This is a genomic window from Azospirillum sp. P4_B5 (assembly GCF_056402275.1).
The window spans coordinates 20,414-41,836 of record NZ_JBFUHT010000018.1 but is presented as its reverse complement, the minus strand read 5'-3'; the positions used below and the strand labels follow the sequence as shown (position 1 = coordinate 41,836).

23 protein-coding genes are annotated in these 21,423 nt (G+C 69.1%); 15 read left to right on the top strand and 8 right to left on the bottom strand.

What is annotated here, in order from left to right; translation table 11 throughout:
- Positions 1 to 6: 6 nt before the first annotated feature.
- The gene (locus AC1DVI_RS15275; RefSeq protein WP_476958668.1) at positions 7 to 792 is read left to right on the top strand and encodes an SDR family NAD(P)-dependent oxidoreductase; all 786 of its coding nucleotides are present in this window, start codon (positions 7 to 9) and stop codon (positions 790 to 792) included.
- On the opposite strand, the gene AC1DVI_RS15270 is transcribed toward AC1DVI_RS15275, so the two are convergent.
- Positions 782 to 1,363, bottom strand: a complete 582-nt coding sequence (locus AC1DVI_RS15270) for an AAA family ATPase (RefSeq protein WP_476958667.1) — start codon at positions 1,361 to 1,363, stop codon at positions 782 to 784. The genes AC1DVI_RS15275 and AC1DVI_RS15270 overlap by 11 nt on opposite strands.
- Positions 1,364 to 1,412: 49 nt before the next feature.
- Between AC1DVI_RS15270 and AC1DVI_RS15265 the strand changes: the two genes are divergently transcribed.
- Together AC1DVI_RS15265 and gltA are read left to right on the top strand one after the other, a co-directional pair.
- Positions 1,413 to 1,880 carry a flavodoxin family protein gene (locus tag AC1DVI_RS15265; RefSeq protein ID WP_476958666.1) on the top strand — a complete coding sequence of 156 codons (468 nt, stop codon included), beginning with the start codon at positions 1,413 to 1,415 and terminating at the stop codon, positions 1,878 to 1,880.
- A gap of 123 nt (positions 1,881 to 2,003) precedes the next feature.
- Positions 2,004 to 3,344 carry a citrate synthase gene (gene gltA / locus AC1DVI_RS15260; RefSeq protein ID WP_476958665.1) on the top strand — a complete coding sequence of 447 codons (1,341 nt, stop codon included), beginning with the start codon at positions 2,004 to 2,006 and terminating at the stop codon, positions 3,342 to 3,344.
- A 15-nt stretch (positions 3,345 to 3,359) separates the two neighbouring features.
- Here gltA and AC1DVI_RS15255 read toward each other — a convergent pair whose 3' ends face one another.
- Together AC1DVI_RS15255 and AC1DVI_RS15250 are read right to left on the bottom strand one after the other, a co-directional pair.
- Complete coding sequence (locus AC1DVI_RS15255; RefSeq protein WP_476958664.1) at positions 3,360 to 4,223, bottom strand: aldose 1-epimerase family protein; 864 nt, start codon at positions 4,221 to 4,223, stop codon at positions 3,360 to 3,362.
- A 21-nt stretch (positions 4,224 to 4,244) separates the two neighbouring features.
- A complete protein-coding gene (locus tag AC1DVI_RS15250; RefSeq protein ID WP_345772646.1) occupies positions 4,245 to 4,871 on the bottom strand; it encodes a MarC family protein in 627 nt (208 codons plus the stop codon).
- Between the two features lie 196 nt (positions 4,872 to 5,067).
- Here AC1DVI_RS15250 and AC1DVI_RS15245 point away from each other — a divergent pair, with 196 nt between their 5' ends.
- From AC1DVI_RS15245 to AC1DVI_RS15190, 12 genes are all read left to right on the top strand, one after another.
- A complete protein-coding gene (locus tag AC1DVI_RS15245) occupies positions 5,068 to 5,475 on the top strand; it encodes a response regulator transcription factor (RefSeq protein WP_149163788.1) in 408 nt (135 codons plus the stop codon).
- Positions 5,476 to 5,502: 27 nt separating this feature from the next.
- Complete coding sequence (locus AC1DVI_RS15240) at positions 5,503 to 6,156, top strand: chemotaxis protein CheC (protein WP_149163787.1); 654 nt, start codon at positions 5,503 to 5,505, stop codon at positions 6,154 to 6,156.
- A 74-nt stretch (positions 6,157 to 6,230) separates the two neighbouring features.
- A complete protein-coding gene (locus AC1DVI_RS15235) occupies positions 6,231 to 8,204 on the top strand; it encodes a methyl-accepting chemotaxis protein (RefSeq protein WP_476958663.1) in 1,974 nt (657 codons plus the stop codon).
- A 22-nt stretch (positions 8,205 to 8,226) separates the two neighbouring features.
- Entirely contained in the window at positions 8,227 to 9,768 is a 1,542-nt protein-coding gene (locus AC1DVI_RS15230) for a chemotaxis protein CheW (protein ID WP_476958662.1), read from the top strand.
- A 17-nt stretch (positions 9,769 to 9,785) separates the two neighbouring features.
- Entirely contained in the window at positions 9,786 to 10,871 is a 1,086-nt protein-coding gene (gene cheB / locus AC1DVI_RS15225; RefSeq protein WP_476958661.1) for a chemotaxis-specific protein-glutamate methyltransferase CheB, read from the top strand.
- Between the two features lie 28 nt (positions 10,872 to 10,899).
- Positions 10,900 to 11,517, top strand: coding sequence for a HEAT repeat domain-containing protein (locus AC1DVI_RS15220; RefSeq protein ID WP_476958660.1), 618 nt, complete (start codon positions 10,900 to 10,902; stop codon positions 11,515 to 11,517).
- The gene (locus tag AC1DVI_RS15215) at positions 11,518 to 12,378 is read left to right on the top strand and encodes a CheR family methyltransferase (RefSeq protein ID WP_476958659.1); all 861 of its coding nucleotides are present in this window, start codon (positions 11,518 to 11,520) and stop codon (positions 12,376 to 12,378) included. It abuts the gene before it with no gap.
- 12 nt (positions 12,379 to 12,390) lie between these two features.
- Positions 12,391 to 12,834, top strand: a complete 444-nt coding sequence (locus tag AC1DVI_RS15210; RefSeq protein ID WP_476958658.1) for a response regulator — start codon at positions 12,391 to 12,393, stop codon at positions 12,832 to 12,834.
- Positions 12,831 to 15,026: a chemotaxis protein CheA gene (locus tag AC1DVI_RS15205; RefSeq protein WP_476958657.1), complete on the top strand. Its 2,196-nt coding sequence runs from the start codon at positions 12,831 to 12,833 to the stop codon at positions 15,024 to 15,026. Before AC1DVI_RS15210 ends, AC1DVI_RS15205 begins: the two co-directional genes overlap by 4 nt.
- Complete coding sequence (locus tag AC1DVI_RS15200; protein WP_149163779.1) at positions 15,026 to 15,274, top strand: hypothetical protein; 249 nt, start codon at positions 15,026 to 15,028, stop codon at positions 15,272 to 15,274. Before AC1DVI_RS15205 ends, AC1DVI_RS15200 begins: the two co-directional genes overlap by 1 nt.
- A gap of 55 nt (positions 15,275 to 15,329) precedes the next feature.
- The gene (gene parS, locus AC1DVI_RS15195) at positions 15,330 to 15,773 is read left to right on the top strand and encodes a type II RES/Xre toxin-antitoxin system antitoxin (protein ID WP_149163778.1); all 444 of its coding nucleotides are present in this window, start codon (positions 15,330 to 15,332) and stop codon (positions 15,771 to 15,773) included.
- Positions 15,773 to 16,216 carry an RES family NAD+ phosphorylase gene (locus tag AC1DVI_RS15190; RefSeq protein ID WP_476958834.1) on the top strand — a complete coding sequence of 148 codons (444 nt, stop codon included), beginning with the start codon at positions 15,773 to 15,775 and terminating at the stop codon, positions 16,214 to 16,216. Before parS ends, AC1DVI_RS15190 begins: the two co-directional genes overlap by 1 nt.
- Before the next feature lie 10 nt (positions 16,217 to 16,226).
- On the opposite strand, the gene AC1DVI_RS15185 is transcribed toward AC1DVI_RS15190, so the two are convergent.
- From AC1DVI_RS15185 to AC1DVI_RS15165, 5 genes are all read right to left on the bottom strand, one after another.
- The gene (locus AC1DVI_RS15185) at positions 16,227 to 16,625 is read right to left on the bottom strand and encodes a response regulator (RefSeq protein WP_476958656.1); all 399 of its coding nucleotides are present in this window, start codon (positions 16,623 to 16,625) and stop codon (positions 16,227 to 16,229) included.
- The gene (locus AC1DVI_RS15180; protein WP_476958655.1) at positions 16,622 to 18,475 is read right to left on the bottom strand and encodes a sensor histidine kinase; all 1,854 of its coding nucleotides are present in this window, start codon (positions 18,473 to 18,475) and stop codon (positions 16,622 to 16,624) included. The genes AC1DVI_RS15185 and AC1DVI_RS15180 overlap by 4 nt, the downstream gene beginning before the upstream one ends.
- Entirely contained in the window at positions 18,456 to 19,097 is a 642-nt protein-coding gene (locus AC1DVI_RS15175; protein WP_476958654.1) for a chemotaxis protein CheC, read from the bottom strand. Before AC1DVI_RS15175 ends, AC1DVI_RS15180 begins: the two co-directional genes overlap by 20 nt.
- Positions 19,098 to 19,339: 242 nt before the next feature.
- Positions 19,340 to 20,491, bottom strand: coding sequence for an acetylornithine deacetylase (gene argE / locus AC1DVI_RS15170; protein ID WP_476958653.1), 1,152 nt, complete (start codon positions 20,489 to 20,491; stop codon positions 19,340 to 19,342).
- Between the two features lie 249 nt (positions 20,492 to 20,740).
- Positions 20,741 to 21,088 (bottom strand): hypothetical protein, encoded by a 348-nt coding sequence (locus AC1DVI_RS15165; RefSeq protein ID WP_476958652.1) that lies wholly within the window; start codon positions 21,086 to 21,088, stop codon positions 20,741 to 20,743.
- Positions 21,089 to 21,423 lie beyond the last annotated feature (335 nt).

The following is a 21,423-nucleotide window of genomic DNA, read 5'->3' as shown; positions in this document are numbered from 1 at the left end:
AAAGCCATGACCCTGTTGGGCGAGGATCTGCGCGGCAAGCGCGTGCTGGTGACCGGCAGCAGCCGGGGCATCGGGGCCGCGGTGGGCACCGCCTTCGCCAGCCTGGGCGCGCGGGTGGCGCTCCACGGGTCGGGCAATGGGGCGGGCGGCAACGATGCCGCGGCCAAACTGGCGCTCGCCCTCTCGGCGGGCGGGACGGAGGTCTACGCCGTCAGAGGCGACTTCCGCGACCCGCGCGCCGTGGAGTCGGCGGTGGATGCGGCGGTGCAGGCGTTGGGCGGGCTGGACATCCTCGTCAACAACGCTGGCACCATGGTCGGGCGGGTGCCGCTGGACCGGATCGGCGACGATTTCCTGGACGAGGTGATCGACCTCAACCTGCGCTCCGTCGTCGTCGCCTGCCGGCGCGCCCTGCCGGCTCTGCGCGCCTCCGAGGGCGGGGCCATCGTCAACACCGTCTCCATCTCCGCCCGCACCGGGGGCAGTCCCGGCTCCTCGATCTACAGCGCGTCGAAGGCCTTCGTCTCGACCTTCACGCGCTCCCTGGCGGCGGAGCTGGCGCCGGACCGCATCCGCGTCAACGCCGTCTCGCCCGGCACCATCGACACCGATTTCCACCAGCGCTACTCCTCGCCGGAGAAGCTGGCGGCAACGGCGGCGCGCATCCCGCTGGGCCGATTGGGCACGGCGGAGGACTGCGTCGGCGCCTATCTGTTCCTGGCGTCCGACGCGCTCAGCGGCTACATCACCGGACAGGTCATCGAGGTGAACGGCGGCCAGCTCATGGCGTGAGCGGGGCGGGCGTGAGCGGTCCCGGCCCGCCAAGCCGCTCCAGGACGAAGCGCAGCCGTTCTGCCACCGGCGCCTTGGGCAGCGCGACCAGCTCGTAACCCAGCCCGCCGTAGGTCTCGACCATGGCGTCGTGGGTCGCCGCGGCTTCGGCCAGGGTCTGCCGGCGCTCGGCGTCGGGCGCGAAGATCTCCGGCCAGGGTGGTGCGACGAAGACGGTCCGGTGATAGCGGAAGCGGCGGGCCGCCCTGTCCATGTGCGCGGGAACCGGGCGCTTCGTCAGGCGCAGATAGCCGATGACGTCCGGGATGCCGCGGTCGAAGAAGACCGTCCTCGTCTGCTCCCGCGCGAGACGGAGGGAGCGCAGTTCCCAGCACAGCATCAGTTCCGCGAAGGCCGACGGGTCGATCCAGGGCAGCGCCGGGCCCCCGATGGCCGTTTGGTCCTGGATGATGGCGCGGCCCGCCTCCACGCTGTGGGCGTAGCCTTCGCGGGCCAGCGCGTCGATCAGGGTGCTTTTTCCGGAGCCGGGGCCACCCGTGACGACGACGAAGCGGCGCGCGTCTTCGCTCATGGGACGTCATCCTGTGTTGTTGGTACAGTGGCCGTGGAAAGGAGCAATTATGCCGCCCAAACGCCTCCTCGTCGTCGCCCACTGCCCGTCGCCGAACACGCGGACGCTGCTGGAGGCCGTGCTGCGCGGGGCGCGGTCGCCGGAGGTGCAGGGGGTGGAGGTGGTGGCGAAACCGCCGTTGGAGGCGGGGCCGGAGGATGTGCTGGAGTCGCAGGGCGTGATCCTCGGCACGACCGAAAATCTGGGTTATATGAGCGGGGCGCTCAAGGATTTCTTCGACCGCAGCTATTATCCCTGCCTGGAGCGCACCCAGGGGCTGCCCTACGCCCTGTTCGTCCGGGCGGGCCATGACGGGACGGGGACCTGCCGCGCCGTTGCCTCCATCGCGACGGGGCTGCGCTGGCGCCCGGTGCAGGCACCGCTGGTCTGCCGCGGCCCCTTCCGCGACGATTTCGCCGCCTCCTGCGAAGAGCTGGGGCTGCTGATGGCCGCCGGCCTGGAGGCGGGGATCTTCTGACGGCCTATGCCCGGCGGAGTGGCATCTATCGGGAGTGCTATTGACGACACCCCCCATTCATACAGTCTCCTACGTGCAACGAAACAGCGCCACGCCCGATGGCGCGTGCATAAGGAGGGGCCGATGGAGAGCAGCAAGGGCCGGCCGGTCTGGCGCGGCGAGGTCAAGAAGGTCGGAACCATCACGGTCACCGACGACACGACCGGAAAAACCGTCAAGCTGCCGCTGCTGGAAGGCGAAACCGGCCCGCGTGCCATCGACGTGCGCAAGCTCTACGCGGAAACCGGCTATTTCACCTTCGATCCCGGCTTCACCTCCACGGCGAGCTGCGAGTCGGCGATCACCTACATCGACGGCGACGAAGGCGTCCTTCTGCACCGCGGCTACGCCATCCAGGATCTGGCGGAGAACTGCGATTACCTGGAGGTCTGCCATCTGCTGCTGCGCGGCGAGCTGCCGAATCCGCAGCAGAAGGAGGATTTCGAGCGGACCATCACCTACCACACCATGGTGCATGAGCAGCTGAGCCGCTTCTACAGCGGGTTCCGCCGCGACGCGCACCCCATGGCGGTGATGTGCGGCGTGACCGGCGCGCTGTCGGCCTTCTACCACGACTCGACGGACATCTTCGACCCGCGCCAGCGGATGATCGCCGCGCACCGGCTGATCGCCAAGATGCCGACGATGGCCGCCATGGCCTACAAATATTCGGTCGGCCAGCCCTTCATGTATCCGCGCAACGATCTCAGCTACGCGGAAAACTTCCTCTACATGACCTTCGGGACGCCCTGCGAGACCTGGAAGGTCGATCCGGTCCTGGCCCGCGCCATGGACAAGATCTTCATCCTGCACGCCGACCACGAGCAGAACGCCTCGACCTCCACGGTGCGGCTGGCCGGCTCGTCGCACGCCAACCCCTTCGCCTGCATCGCCTCGGGCATCGCGGCGCTGTGGGGTCCGGCCCATGGCGGCGCCAACGAGGCCGTGCTGCTGATGCTGGAGGAGATCGGCTCGGTCGAGCGCATCCCCGAGTTCATCAAGCGCGCCAAGGACAAGAACGATCCCTTCCGCCTGATGGGCTTCGGCCACCGGGTCTACAAGAACTACGACCCGCGCGCCAAGATCATGCGCCAGACCTGCTACGAGGTTCTGGACGTTCTGGGCATCAAGGACGAGCCGCACCTCGCCATCGCCATGGAGCTGGAGAAGATCGCGCTGGAGGACCCCTACTTCGTCGAGAAGAAGCTGTATCCCAACGTCGACTTCTATTCCGGCATCATCCTCAAGGCGATGGGTTTCCCGACCAGCATGTTCACCGTGCTGTTCGCGCTGGCCCGCACCGTCGGCTGGATCTCCCAGTGGCAGGAGATGATCGAGGACCCGCAGCAGAAGATCGGGCGCCCCCGCCAGCTCTACACCGGCAATCCGGGCCGCGCCTTCGTTCCGCTGAACAAGCGCGGCTGACGGAACGCCCGACCCTTACCCCACGGCGATGCGGTAGCTCAGCTCCCGCGTCGCTCCGGGGGCGAGATGCAGCAGCCCCGGCTTGTCCGCGAACTCCCCGTCGAAGTCCGCCGGGGAGGCGTGGCCGTGCCAGGGCTCGATGCACAGGAAGGGCGCGCCGGTCGGCTTCGACCAGATGCCCAACTCGCGGAAGCCTTCCCAGGAGACGGTGATGGCCGGGGTGCCGGGTGCGCCGTAGCGGACGGAGCGGCTGGCCGGCCGGTCGAGGATCACCGCGTCCCGCGTGAACAGCCCCTCGTTCAGCGGCAGGCGGCGGCCCTCGACGGGCGTCGGCTCAGGCTGCGGCGACAGCAGACCGCCCTCGACGCGGCGGATCGGTTCGGGCTCGTCGGTTTCGAACAGAAGCTCGTGCGCTTCCTTCGGCACGCCCTCCCGCAACGGCCAGAGGAAGGCCGGATGCGCGCCGAGCGAGGCGGGCAGCGCCTCCGCGCCTGGATTGGTGATGCGGTGGCGGATGGTCAGCCCTTCCGCGTCCAGCTCGAAGATCAGCTCCAAATGGAAGGCGAAGGGATACAGCCTGCGGGTCTGCGCATCGTCGGACAGCGACAGGCGGCAGAGGGTGGCGGTGTGCTCCTCCCAGGCGAAGCGGCGGTCGCGGGCGAAGCCGTGCTGGGTCATGCGGTAGGTCCGGCCGCGGTGGTGCAACGTGTCGTCCTTCAGCCGGCCGACGATGGGGAACAGCACGGGCGCGTGGCGCGGCCACTCCGGACCGGCCGGCCAGAGCAGTTCCCGTCCGTCGAGGGTCAGGGAGCACAATTCCGCCCCATCGGCCTTGATCGCGGCGCCGAGGCGCCCGTTGGTGAGCGTGTGGCGGTCCATGAGACGACTCCTTCGCGGAGATCAGTGGGGCGGATAGACGGCGGTGATGCCTTCGATGATCGTCTGGGCGGCCAGCGCCGCCAGGACGATGCCCAGAACGCGGCTGACCGTGTGGATCACCGTGCGGCCGAGCAGCTTGTTCACCAGATCGGCGACGACCAGCAGCGCCATGACGCTGCCCACGGCGGCCGCAGCGGCGCCCAGCACCATGCCCTGGCCGCCCAGCGTCGCACCGTAGCGGTCCATCAGCAGCAGCGTGGAGGTGATGGCGCCCGGCCCGGCGATCAGCGGAATCGCCAGCGGGAAGACAGCGAGGTCGTGGGCCTCCTCCTCCGTCCGGGCGTCGTCGGCGGTGCGCTCCTTCCGCTCGGCCCGGCGCTGGAACAGCATTTCGAAGGCGATCCAGAAAAGCAGCGCGCCGCCCGCGATGCGGAAGGCCGGCATGCCGATGGACAGGGCGTTCAGCACCAACTCGCCCAGATAGGCGAAGAAGACGATGATGGCGAAGCTGATCAGCGGGCCGCGCAGGGCGATCGTGCGCTTGCGCCGGCTGTCGAAGCCGCGGGTGAGGCCGAGATAGATTGGAACCAGCCCGATCGGATCGACCACGACGAGAAACACCACGAGCGCGCTGATGAAGTCTTCCACGGACGGAACCCCGAAGTACATGACCCTGTTGGTCGATCATCTGTTAGCAAAGCCACCGCGACCGGCCAAGGGAAGCCGCGTCGGAGCCGGCGTCGAAAAACGCTGATTGCGGACCGCAATCCATGCTGGCGCGCGGCGTGGCGGTGGTTATAATCGTTCCACAATTCAAATTTTCTCTCCTCCCGGAGCACAGGCGTTGAGCAAGACCGTAATCGTCGTGGACGACAGCAAGCTGTCCCGCATGCATGTCCGCGGCATAATACTTCGGAACAAGCCGGATTGGACGGTCATCGAGGCGGCGAACAGCGCTGAACTTTATGGAAAACTCGACGAAAGTGATATCCATATCGCCATAATCGATTTCAACATGCCGGGCGACAACGGCCTGGAGGCCGCCGCCCGCCTGCTGCAGGCGAAGCCGGACATCCGCGTCGCCATCATCACGGCCAACGCCCAGGATTCGGTGGTGTCCGGCATCCGCGCGCTGGGCGCCGCCTTCATGCCCAAGCCTCTGGAGGAGGAGCAGATGGCCCGCTTCCTGGCCGCCGCCAGCCTGCCGCGCCGCCCGTCGTCCAGCGAAGGCGCCGGCGGGGGCGCTGGTTGACCGGCACGGTCCGGCCGGCGTGCGCCGATGGACCCGACCCCCATGGGCATTGACCCCAACGGCTTCGATCTGGATGAGCTGGAACGCGATGCGTTGACGGAGCTGGGGAACATCGGCGTCGGCCGGGCGTCCACGGCGTTCAGCCGGATGATCGGCGGGCCGGTGGAGATTTCCGTACCGATGGTCAGCCTCGTCCCCGGCGACCGGGTGTCCGGCCTGCTTCGGTCGGCGCTGCCGGGGGAACTGATCGCAGTGACCGAGTGCCTGTCCGGCGCCTTCCTCGGTTCGGCCATCCTATTGATGCCGGAACGCAGCGGCCTGCCGCTGGCCGCCGCCGCGCTGCCGCCCGGCGTCCCCAAGGAGGACGCGGCGGAGCTGGTGGAGGAGGCGCTGGCCGAGGTCGGCAACATCGTGCTGAACAGCTGCCTGTCCTCCATGGGGAATCTGCTGGGCGTCGCGGTCGGCACCACCCTGCCGCAGGTCTTGCGCGGCGTGGGGGACGACCTTCTGGAACGCTGCGGCGTCGCCCTGACGGCGGAGGCGCAGGCCATCCTGTTCCACGTCACCTTCCGGACGCCGCCCCACGATGTCGAGGGGACCGTCGTCCTGGCGCTCGACGCCGGGTCCGCGGCGGAGCTGAAGGCGGCCATCGGGCGCTACATTGGCCGGGTGCTGGCCTGAGGGCGGGCGCCGCACGCAATCAACAAGAGCCACCGACAGAGAAGCACGGTCTCACGGGGCAAGGGGTTTGGATTATGGCATTGGTCAAGAAGAAGCGGATCGACACGGCAAGCGCCTCCCGCAGCGCGGACCTCGGCGAGGACGTGATTCCGCTGGCCGATGAGGCCGCACTGTCCAGCCAGCCCGACAACGCCCTGTCGGCCCGCCGCGCGGCGGAGGTGCGACGGCGCGCCCGCGCCGGGAACCGGCGGCGCAAGGCGGCGGAGGGCATCGCCGCCGCGTCGAACGAGCTTGCCAGCGGCGTGACCCAGGCCGCCGCCGCCGCCGAGGAACTGCGCCAGGCGATGGAGCAGGTGGCCGCCGGCGCGGAGGAGGCGGCGAGCGCCACCCAGCAGTCGCAACGGATGATCGACCGCAGCGCCAGCCTGATCGGGCGGGCGCGCAGCAACGCCGAATCCTCGCTGTCCCGTATCCAGGCGCTGCAATCCCTGATGAAGGACGTCAGCGGCCAGATCCTCACCTCCGTCGATGGGCTGGTCCGCGCCGCCGAGCGGCAGGAGGCCGCGGTCGCCCTGGTCCGAGACCTGGAGCGGCAGGCGGCGGAGATCGGCGCCATCGTGGAAGGGGTGGCGGTCATGGCTGACCAGACCAACCTCCTGGCGCTGAACGCCGCCATCGAGGCCGCCCGTGCCGGGGATGCCGGGCGCGGCTTCGCCGTGGTGGCCGACGAGGTCCAGGCTCTGGCCGAGCGCTCCGAACGCTCTGCCAACGACATCAACCGCATGGTCGCGCAGATCCAGGAGGCGGTGGGCGCCATCGCGGAGAGCATCGTGGCCGGCGCGGACGCGTCCAAGAGCGAGGTGGAGCGGGGCCGCCAGATCGCCGCTCAGCTCGACCGGGCGCGCGACGGCATGGGAGACATCGCCCGCGGCGCCCAGGAAACCATCAAGGCGGCGATGGAGGCCGATTCCGCCGGGCGGGAGGCGCAGCGCGGCGCCGAGAGCGTCGCCTCGGCCGCGGAGGAGCAGGCGGCGGCGAGCGAGGAGGCGCTGAAGACCGTCGGTGAGCAGGCCAAAGCCCTGGCCCAGAGCGAGCAGGCCGCCGGCCAGCTGTCCGATCTGGCCGAGGAATTGGGCGGCAGCACCGACGTCCACAGCGCCGCCGGGGATCTCGCTTCCGCCGCCGAGCAGCTTTCCGCCGCCATCGAGGAGATCAACCGAGCCGCCGCCCAGATCATGGCGGCGATCACCCAGATTTCCCGCGGCGCCCAGGCCCAGGGGGCTGCGACCCACCAGTCCAGCAGCGCCATCGCCGAGATCGAGGCCAGCGCCCGGCTCAGCCACACCCGTGCCGAGGAGGCGCTTCAGCGCTGCGTCGAGCTGGAGGCGTTGCTGTCCGAGACGCAAGACATGGTGGGCGCCCTCACCGCCGGGGTGGGCGAGGCGGTGGCCTCCAGCCGCCGCACGGTGGAGCGGATCGGCGCCATGGAGCAGATCGGGCGGCGCATCGACAAGGTGGTCGACGCCATCTCCATCATCGCCATCCAGACCGGGATGCTGGCGGTCAGCGGCTCCATCGAGGCGGCGCGGGCCGGGGAATTCGGGCGCGGCTTCACCGTCGTCAGCAACGACATCCGCAACCTCGCCCGCGACAGCTCGGAGAATGTGGAGCGGGTCAAGGACATCGTCCACGCCATCCAGGACCAGATCGGGCGCGTCCGCCGCGACATCGAGGACATCGGGAGCGAGACGGCGCGCCAGTCCCTGCGCCATCAGGAGTTCTCCGGCAGCCTCGCCGCCGCCATCGCCGATCTGCGCACCGTGACCTCCGGCAGCCGCGAGATCGTCGAGAACGCCGGTGAGGTGCAGCGCGCCGTGGCGGAGGCGCAGAAGGGCGTGGAGCAGGTCGCCACCGCGGCACACCAGGCCAACCGCTCCGCCAACGAAGCGGCCAAGGCCGCGCGGGAGCAGGCCAAGGGCGCCGAGGAACTGGCCTCCGCCATCGAGGAGATCGCCGCCATGGCCGATGAACTGCAAGGGGCCGGCTGACCGGCCGGTGGGGAGACGACCCATGGCCGCGATCATCCGCCGCGACGGCGTGCGTTCCTTCGTGTTTTTCTCGGTCGGCGGCGTGGAACTGGCCCTGCCGCTGGACGGGGTTCTGGAGATCCTGCGCCCGCCGGCGCTGGTGCCCATCCCGCTGGGGCCGCCCAGCCTGGAAGGGCTGGCCCGGCGGCGCGGCGCCGTGCTGCCGGTCATCGGGCTGCGCCGTGTGCTGGGGCTTGCCAGCGCCGAGGAGGGCGGACCGGACGACGGGGAGACGATGGCCGCGCGGCTGCTGATCGTCCGTCACAACGGCCAGCCGGTCGGCCTGCTGGTGGACCGCGTGTCGGGCCTGTCCACTGTGGACGAGGATCGCATCGCCGATTCCGGGACCGTGCCCGATCCGTCCATCGACGCGGATCTTCTGGCCGGCGCCATCCTGGCCGGGGACGGACGGAACGGCGCTTTGATTCTCGATCCCGTTCCGCTGATCGAACGCCAGTTCACCGACCTCGGGCGGGGGGCCGCGGGGATTGCGGATTTCAGCGCCTCCCCTCAGCCGAAGACCGTCGCCGCAATGCACCAGGACGAGGAACAACTCGTCGTCCTCACCGTTGCGGAGCAGGAGTTCTCGTTGCCGGTGGCGGCGGTGCGGGAGGTCGTTCCGGTCCCGGAGACGGTGACCCGTGTTCCCCGCGCCCGCACCCATCTTTTGGGCATGATGACGCTGCGCGACGCGCTGCTCCCCCTGGTCGGGCTGCGGGAGCTGTTCGGGCTCGGCGCCGCGCTCGATTCCACGGCGGTTCGGGGCCGTGGAAAGGTGGCGGTCCTGCGCACGGCGGAGGGGCTGGTCGGTGTGGTGGTGGAGGATGTAAGGGAGATCCTGCGCGTTCCCTGCGAGCGCATCGACCCGGTGCCGCCGCTGATGGCGCGGGAGGCGGAGTTCGAGGATATGGACGGCATCGCGCGGCTGGACGGCGGCGCGCGGCTGATCCCGGTCCTGTCGGCGGAGCGGCTGTTCCGTCATGGCGTGGGAGAGGGAGCCGGGTCGGGCGGTGACGGGACGCGTGAAGGAGAGACGGCTGTGGTGACGGAGGCGGAGCGGGCGGAAACCTTCGTGGTGTTCCGGCTGGCCGGAACGGAATACGGTCTGCCGGTCGCGGCGGTGCAGGAGGTGTTGCGCCAGCCCGATGCCGTGACTCCGCTGCCCAACGCGCCGGACTTCGTCAGCGGCGTGACGACCCTGCGCGGCGCCGTCCTGCCGCTGGTCGCGTTGCGCCGCCTGTTGCGTCTGCCGGAGGGGCGCGGGGGTGCCGGTGAACAGGGCCGCGTGGTGGTGATCGCCGCGGGAGCGGCGCGCGCCGGGCTTCTGGTGGACGGCATGGCGGGAATTGTCCGCATTCCGGACGGTGCCATCGGGCCAGCCCCCGTCGTGTCGCAGGCCCAGCACCGTCTGATCCGCCGCATCGGCGCGCTGGAGAGTGCCGAGGAGCGGCGGATGATCCTGCTGATGGATCCGGCGGAATTGCTGGATATGGACCAGCTCGCCGATCTGCTGGCCACCGTCTGATCGGAAGGCGGTCAGTCATGGTGAAGGTCCTGGTCGTTGACGACTCGGCACTGATGCGGCGGCGCATCGGCGACATCCTCTCGTCCGCCGGTTTCGAGGTGGAAACCGCCGCCGACGGGGCGGAGGCGCTGGAACGGCTGCCCGGCTTCGATCCGGACGTGGTGACCCTGGACGTCACGATGCCTGGCATGGACGGTCTCGCCTGCCTGAAGCGCATCATGGTCGAGCATCCGAAGCCGGTGGTGATGGTGTCCGCCCTGACCGCAGACGGGGCGGAGGTGACGCTGGAAGCTCTGCGGTTGGGGGCGGTGGAGGCCGTACGGAAGCCGACGGGAATCGGAGCCATCGCCGGCATCGCCGATGAACTGGTCGACACCGTGCGTGCCGCCGCCGGGTCCCGGCCGCGGCGGGTGCTGGGGCTGCGCGAACGGCTGCGCCGGGCGCGCGAGCGCATCGCCGGGGCGGATTTCCTGGCCGATGCTCCCCTTGCCAAACCGCAGACCGCGGCCGACAGCGACGGCGATCCGGGCGAAGGGCTGGTGCTGATCGGCGTGTCCACCGGCGGGCCGCGCACGCTGGAGGACATTCTGCCGCTTCTGCCGGGGGATTTCCCCTGGCCGGTGGTGGTGGCCCAGCACATGCCCGCCAGCTTCACCGGACCGCTTGCCCGCCGCCTCGACACCATTTCCGCCGTGACGGTGGTGGAGGCCGCGACCGCCACCGCGCTCCAGCCGGGGCTGGTTTGCATCGCGCGCGGCGGTGCCGACCTTCAGGTTGTCCGGCGCGGCGGGCGGCTCACCGCCCAGCCCGTTCCAGCGGACGAGCGGCGGAACTGGCACCCCAACGTGGACCGGCTGGTCGAGAGCGCTCTGCGCGTCGTGGCACCGTCGCGGCTGATCGGCGTTCTCCTGACGGGGATGGGATCGGACGGCGCGGTCTCCATGACGGAACTGCGCCGCCAAGGCGGGCGGACCATCGCGGAGTCGGAGGGCAGTGCCGTCGTGTTCGGCATGCCGCAGGAGTTGATCCGCCACAGCGGCGCCGACATGGTGCTGCCGTCCGACCGGGTGGCCCAACAGGTGACCCGGTGGGTGATGGAATGAACATGACAGGCACGGTGGAGGCGGCGGCATGGCCCTGGTAAAGGCCCGGAAGATCGACGGAGCGAAGCCCGTGGCCGCCGGAGAGGGCGGTGACCCGCTGGCTTGGCTGGAGGACGCCGACCCGGCCCAGCGCCGCCGGGCCGCCCACGCGCTCGGCGAGCGTCCCGACGCCGTTCCCGCCCTGTCCGCCAGGCTGAAGCGCGAGGAGGAGCCGAGCGTCCGCGAAACCCTCCTCACCGCTCTGGGCCGCACCGGAACCGCAGAGGCCGTGGCGGCGCTGGTGCCCCATTTGGCGAGCGAGGACGTCGGGCTGCGCAACGGCGTGATCGAAAGCCTTCAGCAGATGCCCGCCGCCGTGGTGCTGCCGGAGGTCGCCCCGCTGCTGACGGCCGCCGATTCGGATCTGCGGATCTTCACGGTCCAACTCGTCGGGAAGCTGCCCCATCCGGATCGGCTGGACCTGCTGGCCGGGGTGATCGACCGCGACCCGCATGTCAATGTCTGCCTCTCCGCGGTGGAGGCGCTGATGGAGTGCGGCGATCCCGCGGCCCTGCCGATCGTGGAGCGGTTGTCTGCGCGTTTCCCGGACGATCCTTTCGTCGCCTTTTCCGTCGATGCGGCGCGCCGCCTGTTTTCCGGAGCCTGAATGAGCCCGCCTTCGGACAAGGAGGGCGCCGCCGGCCTGAGCGCCGCGGATTACGACGCCTTCTGCCGGTTCCTGCGGGAACGCACCGGCCTGTCCTTCACCGAGGCCAAGCGCTACTTCGTCGACCGCCGCGTGTCGGAGCGGATGGCGGCGGTCGGCGTGGAGCATGTCCGCCAATATCTGAACCTGCTGCGCTTCCAGGCATCGGGGGAGGAGTTGCAGCTTCTCGTCAACCGCATGACGGTGAACGAGACCTATTTCTTCCGCGAGATGTACCAGCTCGACTGCCTCGTGAACGCCGCGCTGGACGAGGTGGTGCGCGGGCGCCCTCCGGGCAGCCGGGTGCGCATCTGGTCCGCCGGCTGCGCCACCGGCGAGGAGCCTTATTCCATCGCCATCACGCTGCTGGAGCGGTGGAGCCGTGTGGATGAGTTCGAGATCGAGCTCTACGCCTCCGACATCGACAGCCATGTGCTGGACCGTGCACGGGAAGGCATTTACGAGGAGCGGTCGCTCCAGGCGATGCCGCGGAATCTCGTCGCCAAATACTTCACCCGGCTGGACGACCAGCGCTGGCAGATCATGGAGGAGTTGCGGGACTCCATCGATTTCTCGCTGGTGAACATCGCCGATCCGCGGCAAATGGCGAATTTCCGTGGCATGGATGTCATCTTCTGCCGCAATCTGCTGATCTATTTCGACGACCTGGGACGGCGCGAGGCAGCGTCGATGTTCTACGACGCGCTGTCGCCCTGCGGGTTCATCTGTCTCGGCCATTCGGAGAGCATGAGCCGGATGTCGTCCCTCTTCGTGCCGCGCCGGTTCTCCGACGCCATCCTCTATCAGAAGCCCCAGAGTTAGGGAGGCCGCCCGGTGACCGACCGACCGAACCCGCAACCCCGCGTCCTCGTGGTGGACGACGCCGTGACCGTCCGGGCCTACACCCGACAGGTCCTGGAGGCCGATGGCTTTCTGGTCGACGAGGCGGTGAACGGGATCGACGGACTGGAGCACGCGCTGGCATCGACGCCGGATGTGCTGATCGTCGACATCAACATGCAGAAGATGGACGGTTACACCATGCTGCGCCGCCTGCGGCAGGACCCGGCCCTGCGGGACGTGCCGGCCATCATGATCAGCACCGAATCCAAGGACAGCGACCGCGAGAAGGCGCTGCTCGCGGGGGCCAACTGGTATTTCGTCAAGCCGGTGCGCCCTGCCGATCTCACCGCCGCCGCCCGCCTGCTGACCGGCCGGCGCCAAGACGATAGGCGCCAAGACGATAAGCGCCGAGACGGGGGCGAGGGACGGTCATGAGCGCTCTGTTCGAGCAGTTCGTCCTGGAATCGCGGGAGTTGCTGGAGGCGGCAGGCGCCGCGCTGCTGCGGCTGGAGCGCGATCCGGCCGACAAGGGCGCAGTCAATGATCTGTTCCGCGCCTTGCACACGCTGAAGGGCGCCACCGCGCTGTTCGACATGGCGCCCTTCACCCGCATGGTCCATGCCGGGGAGGACGTCCTGATGGCGGTGCGCGACGGACGGGCCGCCATGAGCGGGGTTCTCGCCGACCGGCTGCTGGAGTTGCTGGACACCGGTGTGGCCTGGGTCGATGGGCTGGACCACGGCCAATCCCTTCCAGACGACGCCGATACCCGCGCGCAGGCGCATGAGGAGGGGCTGCACGCCGCTCTTGGCGGGCCGACGGAAGCCGCCGACACCGGCACGCCCGCCGGCTTCGCCTGGGTGGACGAACTGCCGGAGGCGGACCGGGCGAAGATGGCCGGGCGCACGGTCACAGCCATCGCCTATGCCCCGGCGGAGGATTGCTTCTTCGTCGGGGACGATCCGCTGGACCTGTGCCGCCGTATCCCGGATCTTCTATTGCTGCGCATCGGGGCCGCCGGGGCGTGGCCGCCGTTGGCGGATATCGACCCCTACCGCTGCGCCCTGCGGTTCCGCGCCCTCAGCGGCGCTTCGAGGGACGAACTGGTCCGCCTGTTCCGCGGCGTTCCCGATCAGGTGTCCCTCGCCACGGTCACCATTCCCGCCACGGCCGAGCCGGCGCCCCCCGCCGCACCACTCAGCCTCGCCACGGCCATGCTGCGGGCGCAGGCGCGCATCCTCGGCCTGCCCGGCAGCGGGGAGGAGACGGCGGCCCGCCGGGCGGCGGTGCTGCGGGCGGTGCGCAACATTCTCGTCGCCGAAGGGCGGAGTGGGGAGGCCACGGCGTTGGGCCGTGCCGCCGAGGGACCGGTGGACGCGCTCATCCGCTGCATCGAGATCCTGGCGGACGGCCCGACCGCGGTGACGCCGGCAAAGACCGCAGCTTCGGCATCCCCGGCACGGCGAGCGCTGCGGGTGGATGCGGAGCGCATGGACCGGCTGATGGCGCTGGTCGGTGAACTGGTCGTCGCCAAGGGAAGCCTGCCCCACCTCGCACGTGAGGCACAGGAGGGGCGGAGCGCCGACGCCCTGGCCCAGGGCATCAAGGAGGCGCACGGCCGCATCGACTCCATCGTGGGCGACCTCCAGGACGCGGTGCTGCGGTTGCGGCTGCTGCCCCTGTCGCGAGTCTTCGAGCCGCTGCCCCGGCTGGTTCGCGACACCGCGCGGCGGCTCGGCAAGTCGGTCGAGTTGCACCTCTCCGGCGGCGAGACGGAGGCGGACAAGGACATTCTCGACATCCTGGGCGAGCCGCTGCTGCACCTCGTCCGCAATGGGCTTGACCACGGCATCGAGGCGCCGGAGCGCCGTCGCGCCGCCGGAAAGCCGGACGTGGCGGCGATCCGCGTCCAGGCTTTCCAGGACAGCGGCGGCGTGGTCGTGGAGGTTTCCGACGACGGCGTGGGCATCGACGCGGCGGCCGTGCGCCGCAAGGCGGTGAGCAATGGCGCCCTGACCGAGGAGCAGGCGGCGGCGCTGTCCGACGCCGAGGCGCTGCGCCTGATCTTCCTGCCGGGAGTCAGCACCTCGGACACCGTATCGGACCTGTCGGGACGCGGGGTGGGAATGGACGCCGTGCGCGGTGCGGTGGAGCAGGCGGGTGGACGGGTGGAGGTCGTCTCGACTCCCGGCGTCGGGACGCGATTCCGCCTCGTCCTGCCGCTGACCATGATGGTGACGCGGCTGGTGACGGTTGAGACGGCGGGCGCGCTCTACGGCTTTCCGGTCACGCTGGTCACCGGCATGCAGCGCGTTCCACACGGCGCGATCCGCCGGGTGAAGCACGCGGAGAGCGTCGTCGTGCAGGACGCGGTGGTGCCGCTGCTGCGGCTGCGCCGCCTGCTCAACCTGCCGGAGGACGAACGCGAGCGGAGCGGGGAGGCGGTGCTGCTGGTGGACCTCGGCGGGCAGCCGGTGGCGCTGGTCGTGGATGCCTTCCGGGAACGCACCGACGTGGTTCTGAAGCCGATGACCGGGCTGCTCGCCCGGCTGCGCGGCTACGCCGGAACGGCGGTGCTCGGCGACGGGCGCCTTCTGCTCGCCCTCAACCTGCGGGAGCTGGTGTGATGCCCATCCGTTTCGAGGACCGCACCGCCCGTTTCGAGGGCGCCTGCACCGTGGAGGAGGCGATCCCGCTCGCCGAATGGCTGTGCGCCATGGAGGAGCCCCGGCTGGACCTCGGCGGCTGCACCGCCCTGCACACCGCTTTGTTGCAGGTGCTGCTGGCGGCGGGTCGGCCGATTGCGGTGCCACCGGAAGACGCCTTTCTGAAAGGCTGGGTGATGCCGGTGCTGAGGGGGGCGTGCCCAGCTTGACGCGTCATGCGCAAGGTGCCACATTTCTATTGGCATTTTGCGCAAGGAGACTTCGATGCCCGGCTATGACGTGGCTTTGGCGGATCGTCAGCGATCCTTGACCGCCGCGCTCCTGGGGCTTGACCAGCCGCCCGCCGACGACCTGGCGGTGGTGAGGGTCGTGCGCAACCGCCTGCGCACCCAAGCCATCGGTGCGTTGCAGGCGGCGGGGCTGGACGCCAGGGCGCTGAGCCGGATCATTCCTCGCCGCACCTTGGAGCACCGCCGACAGAAAGGTGAGGCGCTGTCGCTGGAGGAAAGCGAGCGCGCTTACCGGACGGCAAGCATCCTGGCGCTGGCCGAGGCGGTGTTCGGCAACCGCGACAAGGCGCTGTCCTGGCTGAACACGCCCAAGGAGCGGTTCGGCGGTGAGGCGGCGGTGGATCTGGTCGATACCGATGTCGGGGCACGGTTGGTGGAGGATGCCCTGATCCAGATCGACGAGGGCTATTTCGCGTGATGCTCTGGCGCATCAGCAACCACGCCGACCTCCAGGGCATCGGCGGGCTGCGCGCACCGGCCCGATGGCACAACCGGGGGCGCCCGGTGGTCTATCTGGCCGAATCCCCGCCGGGCGCGTTGATCGAAATCCTCGTCCATCTTGAGGTTTCATCCCCGGCCCTCCTGCCGGACCGGTACCGGCTGCTGGGCATTGCCGTAGAGGATGGCTTGGCCGCGCAGCCCTGCCCGCCGCTGCCGCCCGACTGGACCGCCCGCAACGAGGTCACACGGGCCATCGGCGACGCGTGGCTGGCGGAGCGGGCTTCGGCCTTGATGCGGGTGCCGAGCGCCATCATGCCGAACGTACACAACGTGCTGCTCAACCCCCTGCACCCCGACAGCGCACAGGCCCGGATCATCGACGTGTTGGATGTCCCCTTCGACCCGCGCCTGTTCCGCTAGCCGCCGAAATTCAGGAAAACAGCTCCATCGTGTCGGGAACCTTGGTGGGGGTCCGCCCGGCCAGGATGGCGCTGACCGCTTCGACGGCGGAAACCAACGAGGTCTGCGAAAAGGGCTTGGGCAGACAGCCCACCCCATACTCGCGCGTCGGCTCCACCTCCTCGCGGTAGGAGGTGACGAACAGGCAGGGGATGCCCATCGCGGTCATCCGGCGGGCCGCGTCGATGCCGCTGGAACCCTGTGCCAGGTGGATGTCCACCAGAGCCAGATCCGGCTTGACCTCCTGCGCCAGGGCCAGCGCCTTTTCGCTGGTGGAAGCCGGCCCATGCACCTCGTGCCCGGCGGTTTCCAGGTAGAAGCTCTGCTCCATGGCGATGAGGACCTCGTCCTCGACGAGAAGGATCTTCATCCGTTCCACTCCACAGCGCTGTCTTCCAGGATGGGGCCGCGCGTTTCCGGCATGGTCAGCGCGATGCGGAAGGAGGCGCCCCGTTCCACCGGCATCAGCGTGACCGTCGCCCCGACCTGACCGGTCAGGCTGGTGATCAAGCGCATGCCAAGGCTGCGTGACCGGCGCATGTCGAACCCGGTGGGAAGGCCAGGCCCCTGGTCGGTCACCGTCAACGCCAGCAAGTCGCCAGCCCGGTCCAGCGAGACCAGGACGTTGGCGGGCGAGGAGCCGCGGTGCTTGATGGCGTTGGTGATCAGTTCGTTGGCGATCAGCCCCAGCGGTGCCGCCTGATCGATGGGCAGATCGACGCGCTCGGCCCGCACCTCAATGGAGCCCAGCGTGTCGCCGCCCGATGCGCGGGACAGGTCGGCGCACAGCTCGTTCAGGTAGCTGCCGAACTCGATGGTCTGGAACTGATCGGTCTGGTAGAGCCGGCTGTGCACCCGCGCGATGGCGTCGATGCGGCTGCGGGCATCCTGGAAATGAACCCGCTCGGCGGCGCCCGGCAGGCTCATGGTCTGGAGCGTCAGCAGGCTGGAGACGAGCTGCAGGCTGTTCTTCACCCGGTGGTTCACTTCGCGCAGCAGTGTGGACTTCTGCCCGACCAGCTTGCGCAGCGCCGCTTCCATCGACTTGATCTCGGTCACGTCGATGTGCATCAGCACCGCTCCGCCGAAGGGACCGGCGGCCATCGGTGCCGCAAGACAGCGGTACCAGCGTGGCCCGGCGTGGGACAGGCCCGGATACTCGATGGACACCGGCGACCCGCCGCGCAACAGGCCGCGCAGCCCCTCGATCAGCGCGTCGGCATGCTCCGCTCCGCTGCGGGTGGCGGCGCAGGCCTCCAGATAGTCGTCGCCGATGGCTGATCCGTCGCCGAGGAAGCCGGCCTGCGGTCCGCTTTCCAGCCAAGCCTTGTTGACGAAAATGATGTGTCCGCCATGGTCGAGCACGGCGATGTGCGCGGGCAGCGCGTCCAGAGTGGCCTTGGTCTGCTCGGCCAGCTGCCGCATGGCGAGCGCGTTGGCCTTCAACTCCTCGCGGGTGCGGCGGCGTTCGGTGATGTCGCGCAGGACGCCGGTAATGAAGCTCCGCCCCTCCGACTCCCAGCGGGCCAGCGAGACTTCCAGATCGATGCGGGTGCCGTCGCGTTTGCGCCCGATCAGTTCCACGGGTGCCGGGCGCCCGGCCGGGTCGCGCTCCAGCAGGCCGGACCAGTCGGGGGAGCCTTCGGCGAGGAAGAGGCTGACATGCTGGCCGATCAGTTCGTTGGGCGGAAAGCCGAACTGCCGGGCGGCGGCCCCGTTGGCCCATTGCACGACGCCGCGTGTGTCGGTGGTGACGATGGCGTCGGGGGCGGTGTCCACGATGGCGCGGTAGCGCGCGTCGCGCTGCTCGCGCAGAACCCGTTCCCGGTTGACCACGGCGGTGACGTCGGTCACCTGGATCAGGCAATAGGAGGCGTTGGCAACGACGAAGGGGCGGATCAGCACGTTGTGGACCATCCGCCGCCCGTCGGGGCAGCGCAGCGGGAACAGCACCGGGTTCAGCGTGTGCGAGAGGACGCTGGGCGCCCCGGTTTCCAGCACGTCGCGCACGGCGTTGTGCAGCCGCGTGTCGCGCAGGGATGGCAAGGCTTCCACCAGCTCCCGCCCGTGGATGTCGGGTTCGGAAGTGCCCGACGCCCTTTCCATCCAACGGTTCCAGAACTGGACACGCCCGTGGCGGTCCAGCACGACGACGCCGGCGTCCATTGCGTCGAGAAGGCCGTTCAGCCAGGGCATGCGCTTAAACTCGGTCGGTTCCATCGGGCGTTCCGGAGGCGATGCGGTCGATGAATCCATGGATCAGTCCCTTCAGCGACTCCAGAGACGACAGTCCCATGAGCAACGCGATGTAGCCGCGGATGCTCCGGCTGCGGATCAGGAAGTCGATGTAGAGGAACATCACCAGCTCGTCGGGGTTCGGCCCGTTGCTTTGGAAAATGCGGTCACTGTCGCCGCGCAGCACGCTGGGCAACGAGATTTCCAGATTGTCCTTCAGCGTGTTGGCCATCACGACCAGGCAGCCGTTGAGGATGATGTTGCCGATTTCCGCGAGCGCGTCCTGCTCCAGATCGACGATCTCCTCCAGGCTCAGGTCGCTGCCAAGGACGGCGCGGGCCAGCTCCAGGCTGTTGGTTTCAGGAAAGATCAACAGGGCACGACCGGCAAAGGACCCGTCGAAACGCTGCTCCACCGCGACGAGGCTCATCTTCTCGCGCGCAGCGAGAAGGCTGGCGGCGTCGTTGCGGCTGACGATCTCGATGGAGGGAACCGACAGCAGGACCTGATCGGCGACCATGCGGCTGAGATGGGTCGCGGCACGGCCGACGCCCATGTTCACCAGCTCTGTCAGCGCATCGCGCTCGAGGTCGTTCAGATCAACCATGCACCGGCGCTCCCGTTTCCATGGAAGCGCCGTGGCATCGGCGCCCCCGGGCACAGTGCGACAGGAACGCCGTCAAAGTCTCTCCCGTCAACGGCATAGGCCGAAATTGGGAGTGCCCGAGGCAATTCAGCAACAAGGTGCCGTCGATCCAACAATTGGTCTCTTCCATTGATCGCGCTTCGAAGAATTGGGCGGCCTGTACTGTGGCCCGGCGTGACGCTCCGCCGCACCCCTGTTGCGGTTCAGGCCGCCAGTCGGCAAACGAGATCCCGGAGGAACCCCTCACAGGCCGTGACCTGGGCGACGTCGATGTATTCGTTGGGCTGATGCGCCTGATCGATGGAGCCGGGTCCGCAGAGCACGGTGGACAGGCCGGCCTCCTGGAACTGCCCGGCCTCCGCCGCGAAGGAGACCATGCCGGTGTCGTTGCGCCCGGTCAGCGAGCGGCAGAGCTGGGCGGCCGGCCCGTCCGGTTCAGGCGCCAGCCCGGGCACACCGGCGAGCTGCTCGGTGCGGATGTCGCAATCCGGGCTGATCCGCCGCATGATGGCGCGCAACCGCTGGCATTCCGCCTCGAACCGGTCGCGGTAGCGCGTCCAGTCGTCGCCGGGCAGCGGACGGATGTCCCAGACGAAGGAACAGTGACGGGCGGTGATGTTGGCCGCCGTGCCGCCTTCGATCGTTCCGACCTGCAGCGTGGTGAAGGGCGGGTCGAAGCCGCAGGCGGGGTCCGCGGCGGCGGCGTTCTCCGCCGCCATGTCGCCGACGAGGCTGACGAGCCGCGCCGCGGTCATCACGGCGCTCACCCCGCGGTCAATCTGGGACGAATGGACCTCGTGCCCGGTGACCGTGGTGCGCAGCACGTAGCAGCCCTTGTGGGCCAGCACGACCCCCATCGAGGTCGGCTCGCCGACGATAACGGCGCTGGGGCGTGGCAGTTCACCGGTGATGCGGTCGATCATGGCCGGGGCGCCGATGCAGCCGACCTCCTCGTCGTAGGACAGCGCCAAATGCAGCGGCCGCTTCAGCCCGGCCTCCAGGAACTCCGGCAGAAGGGCCAGCGCCACAGCGGGAAAGCTCTTCATGTCGGCGGTACCGCGCCCGAAGAGGCGCCCGTCGCGCTCCACCAGGGTGAAGGGATCGGTGTCCCAGGGCTGCCCATCCACCGGCACCACGTCGGTGTGGGCGGACAGCACCACGCCGCCTTCGGTCATCGGGCCGATGGTCGCGAACAGGTTCGCTTTGGCACCATCCGGGCTGGGGACAAGCCGGCTTTCCACGCCGTACCCGGCGAGATGGTCCCGAACCCAGTCGATCAACGCCATATTGGAACGGCGGGAAACCGTGTCGAAGCCGACCAAGCGGGCGATCATCGCCTTGGAGACGTCTTGCACCCTTACGATCCATTCTGCGGGCCATTCTGCGGGACGACGCCGCTGACTCCGCGCTTGTGATAACCTTTAGCAGCTAAACACTGGCCCTTGCATCCTACGATGTCAAACGAGTCGTCCGGATTCCGTGGGCATGGCGGCCAAGGGCAAACACCGGTTGAACCGACGTCCCGCATTCGGGGTGCCGTCCAACCGGTCGTAAAGCGGAATCACCTGGACCGGAACGCCGCCGGGCGAAAAGCGGGGGAGCGGTCAGGCCGCCGACCAGATCTTTTCAGTCAGGATCGTGCGCACCAGAGTCAGCGCGCTCTCGGCGCTTTCGCGTCCGTCGAGCTTCGCCGCCACGGCTTCGATCTGGGCCGGCGGGATGGTGGAGCGCAGGCGGCGCACCGTGTCGGTCAGGTGCTTCTTGGCGAAGCGCGCTTGGTTCCCGCGCTCCGACAACTCCTGGAACGCCAGCCGCCGGCTGGTCGCGTCGCGCCCGGCGCTTGCCGCCGTCGCCCGCTCCGCCGCCGCCGCAAGCTCGTTGGAGGATCGGAGATAGGTGCTGATGGCTTCGGTCAGGATACGGTTGGCTTGAAGCAAGGGATCAAGGGACATGCGCTGAACTCTTTGCCTTCCGTGACGGCTCTGGGCCGCAAACGGCCCCCTGCCAAGACGTTCACCCGAAGTTAATTGGGCCGGCTGGCTCGCTTCAACCCGGCGAAGGGTTCTATGCGGACCGCAAGCCGGACAACACCGGCGCCGGTTGGGCGCAGCCGACGCATGGTCTATCACCGTCCGCTGTCTGTCGAGGCTGGACAAGCAATGGGCCTATGAATTTCCTATGAACTAAGGCACGCTTTCTTTGTGTGCGTTTATCGTCACATAAACCGGACACTAAAACGGGAACCCACGGGCGCAGGACGCCGTTTTCCTCAAGCGTCGATGTTTCT

What these genes read in the sequence shown, in the direction of transcription:
- AC1DVI_RS15275 (WP_476958668.1), top strand. Translation starts at nt 7, where the DNA reads ATGACCCTGTTGGGCGAGGATCTGCGCGGCAAGCGCGTGCTGGTGACC.
- AC1DVI_RS15270 (WP_476958667.1), bottom strand. Translation starts at nt 1,363, where the DNA reads ATGAGCGAAGACGCGCGCCGCTTCGTCGTCGTCACGGGTGGCCCCGGC.
- AC1DVI_RS15265 (WP_476958666.1), top strand. Translation starts at nt 1,413, where the DNA reads ATGCCGCCCAAACGCCTCCTCGTCGTCGCCCACTGCCCGTCGCCGAAC.
- gltA (WP_476958665.1), top strand. Translation starts at nt 2,004, where the DNA reads ATGGAGAGCAGCAAGGGCCGGCCGGTCTGGCGCGGCGAGGTCAAGAAG.
- AC1DVI_RS15255 (WP_476958664.1), bottom strand. Translation starts at nt 4,223, where the DNA reads ATGGACCGCCACACGCTCACCAACGGGCGCCTCGGCGCCGCGATCAAG.
- AC1DVI_RS15240 (WP_149163787.1), top strand. Translation starts at nt 5,503, where the DNA reads ATGGACCCGACCCCCATGGGCATTGACCCCAACGGCTTCGATCTGGAT.
- AC1DVI_RS15235 (WP_476958663.1), top strand. Translation starts at nt 6,231, where the DNA reads ATGGCATTGGTCAAGAAGAAGCGGATCGACACGGCAAGCGCCTCCCGC.
- AC1DVI_RS15230 (WP_476958662.1), top strand. Translation starts at nt 8,227, where the DNA reads ATGGCCGCGATCATCCGCCGCGACGGCGTGCGTTCCTTCGTGTTTTTC.
- cheB (WP_476958661.1), top strand. Translation starts at nt 9,786, where the DNA reads ATGGTGAAGGTCCTGGTCGTTGACGACTCGGCACTGATGCGGCGGCGC.
- AC1DVI_RS15220 (WP_476958660.1), top strand. Translation starts at nt 10,900, where the DNA reads ATGGCCCTGGTAAAGGCCCGGAAGATCGACGGAGCGAAGCCCGTGGCC.
- AC1DVI_RS15215 (WP_476958659.1), top strand. Translation starts at nt 11,518, where the DNA reads ATGAGCCCGCCTTCGGACAAGGAGGGCGCCGCCGGCCTGAGCGCCGCG.
- AC1DVI_RS15205 (WP_476958657.1), top strand. Translation starts at nt 12,831, where the DNA reads ATGAGCGCTCTGTTCGAGCAGTTCGTCCTGGAATCGCGGGAGTTGCTG.
- AC1DVI_RS15200 (WP_149163779.1), top strand. Translation starts at nt 15,026, where the DNA reads ATGCCCATCCGTTTCGAGGACCGCACCGCCCGTTTCGAGGGCGCCTGC.
- parS (WP_149163778.1), top strand. Translation starts at nt 15,330, where the DNA reads ATGCCCGGCTATGACGTGGCTTTGGCGGATCGTCAGCGATCCTTGACC.
- AC1DVI_RS15190 (WP_476958834.1), top strand. Translation starts at nt 15,773, where the DNA reads ATGCTCTGGCGCATCAGCAACCACGCCGACCTCCAGGGCATCGGCGGG.
- AC1DVI_RS15185 (WP_476958656.1), bottom strand. Translation starts at nt 16,625, where the DNA reads ATGAAGATCCTTCTCGTCGAGGACGAGGTCCTCATCGCCATGGAGCAG.
- AC1DVI_RS15180 (WP_476958655.1), bottom strand. Translation starts at nt 18,475, where the DNA reads ATGGAACCGACCGAGTTTAAGCGCATGCCCTGGCTGAACGGCCTTCTC.
- AC1DVI_RS15175 (WP_476958654.1), bottom strand. Translation starts at nt 19,097, where the DNA reads ATGGTTGATCTGAACGACCTCGAGCGCGATGCGCTGACAGAGCTGGTG.
- AC1DVI_RS15165 (WP_476958652.1), bottom strand. Translation starts at nt 21,088, where the DNA reads ATGTCCCTTGATCCCTTGCTTCAAGCCAACCGTATCCTGACCGAAGCC.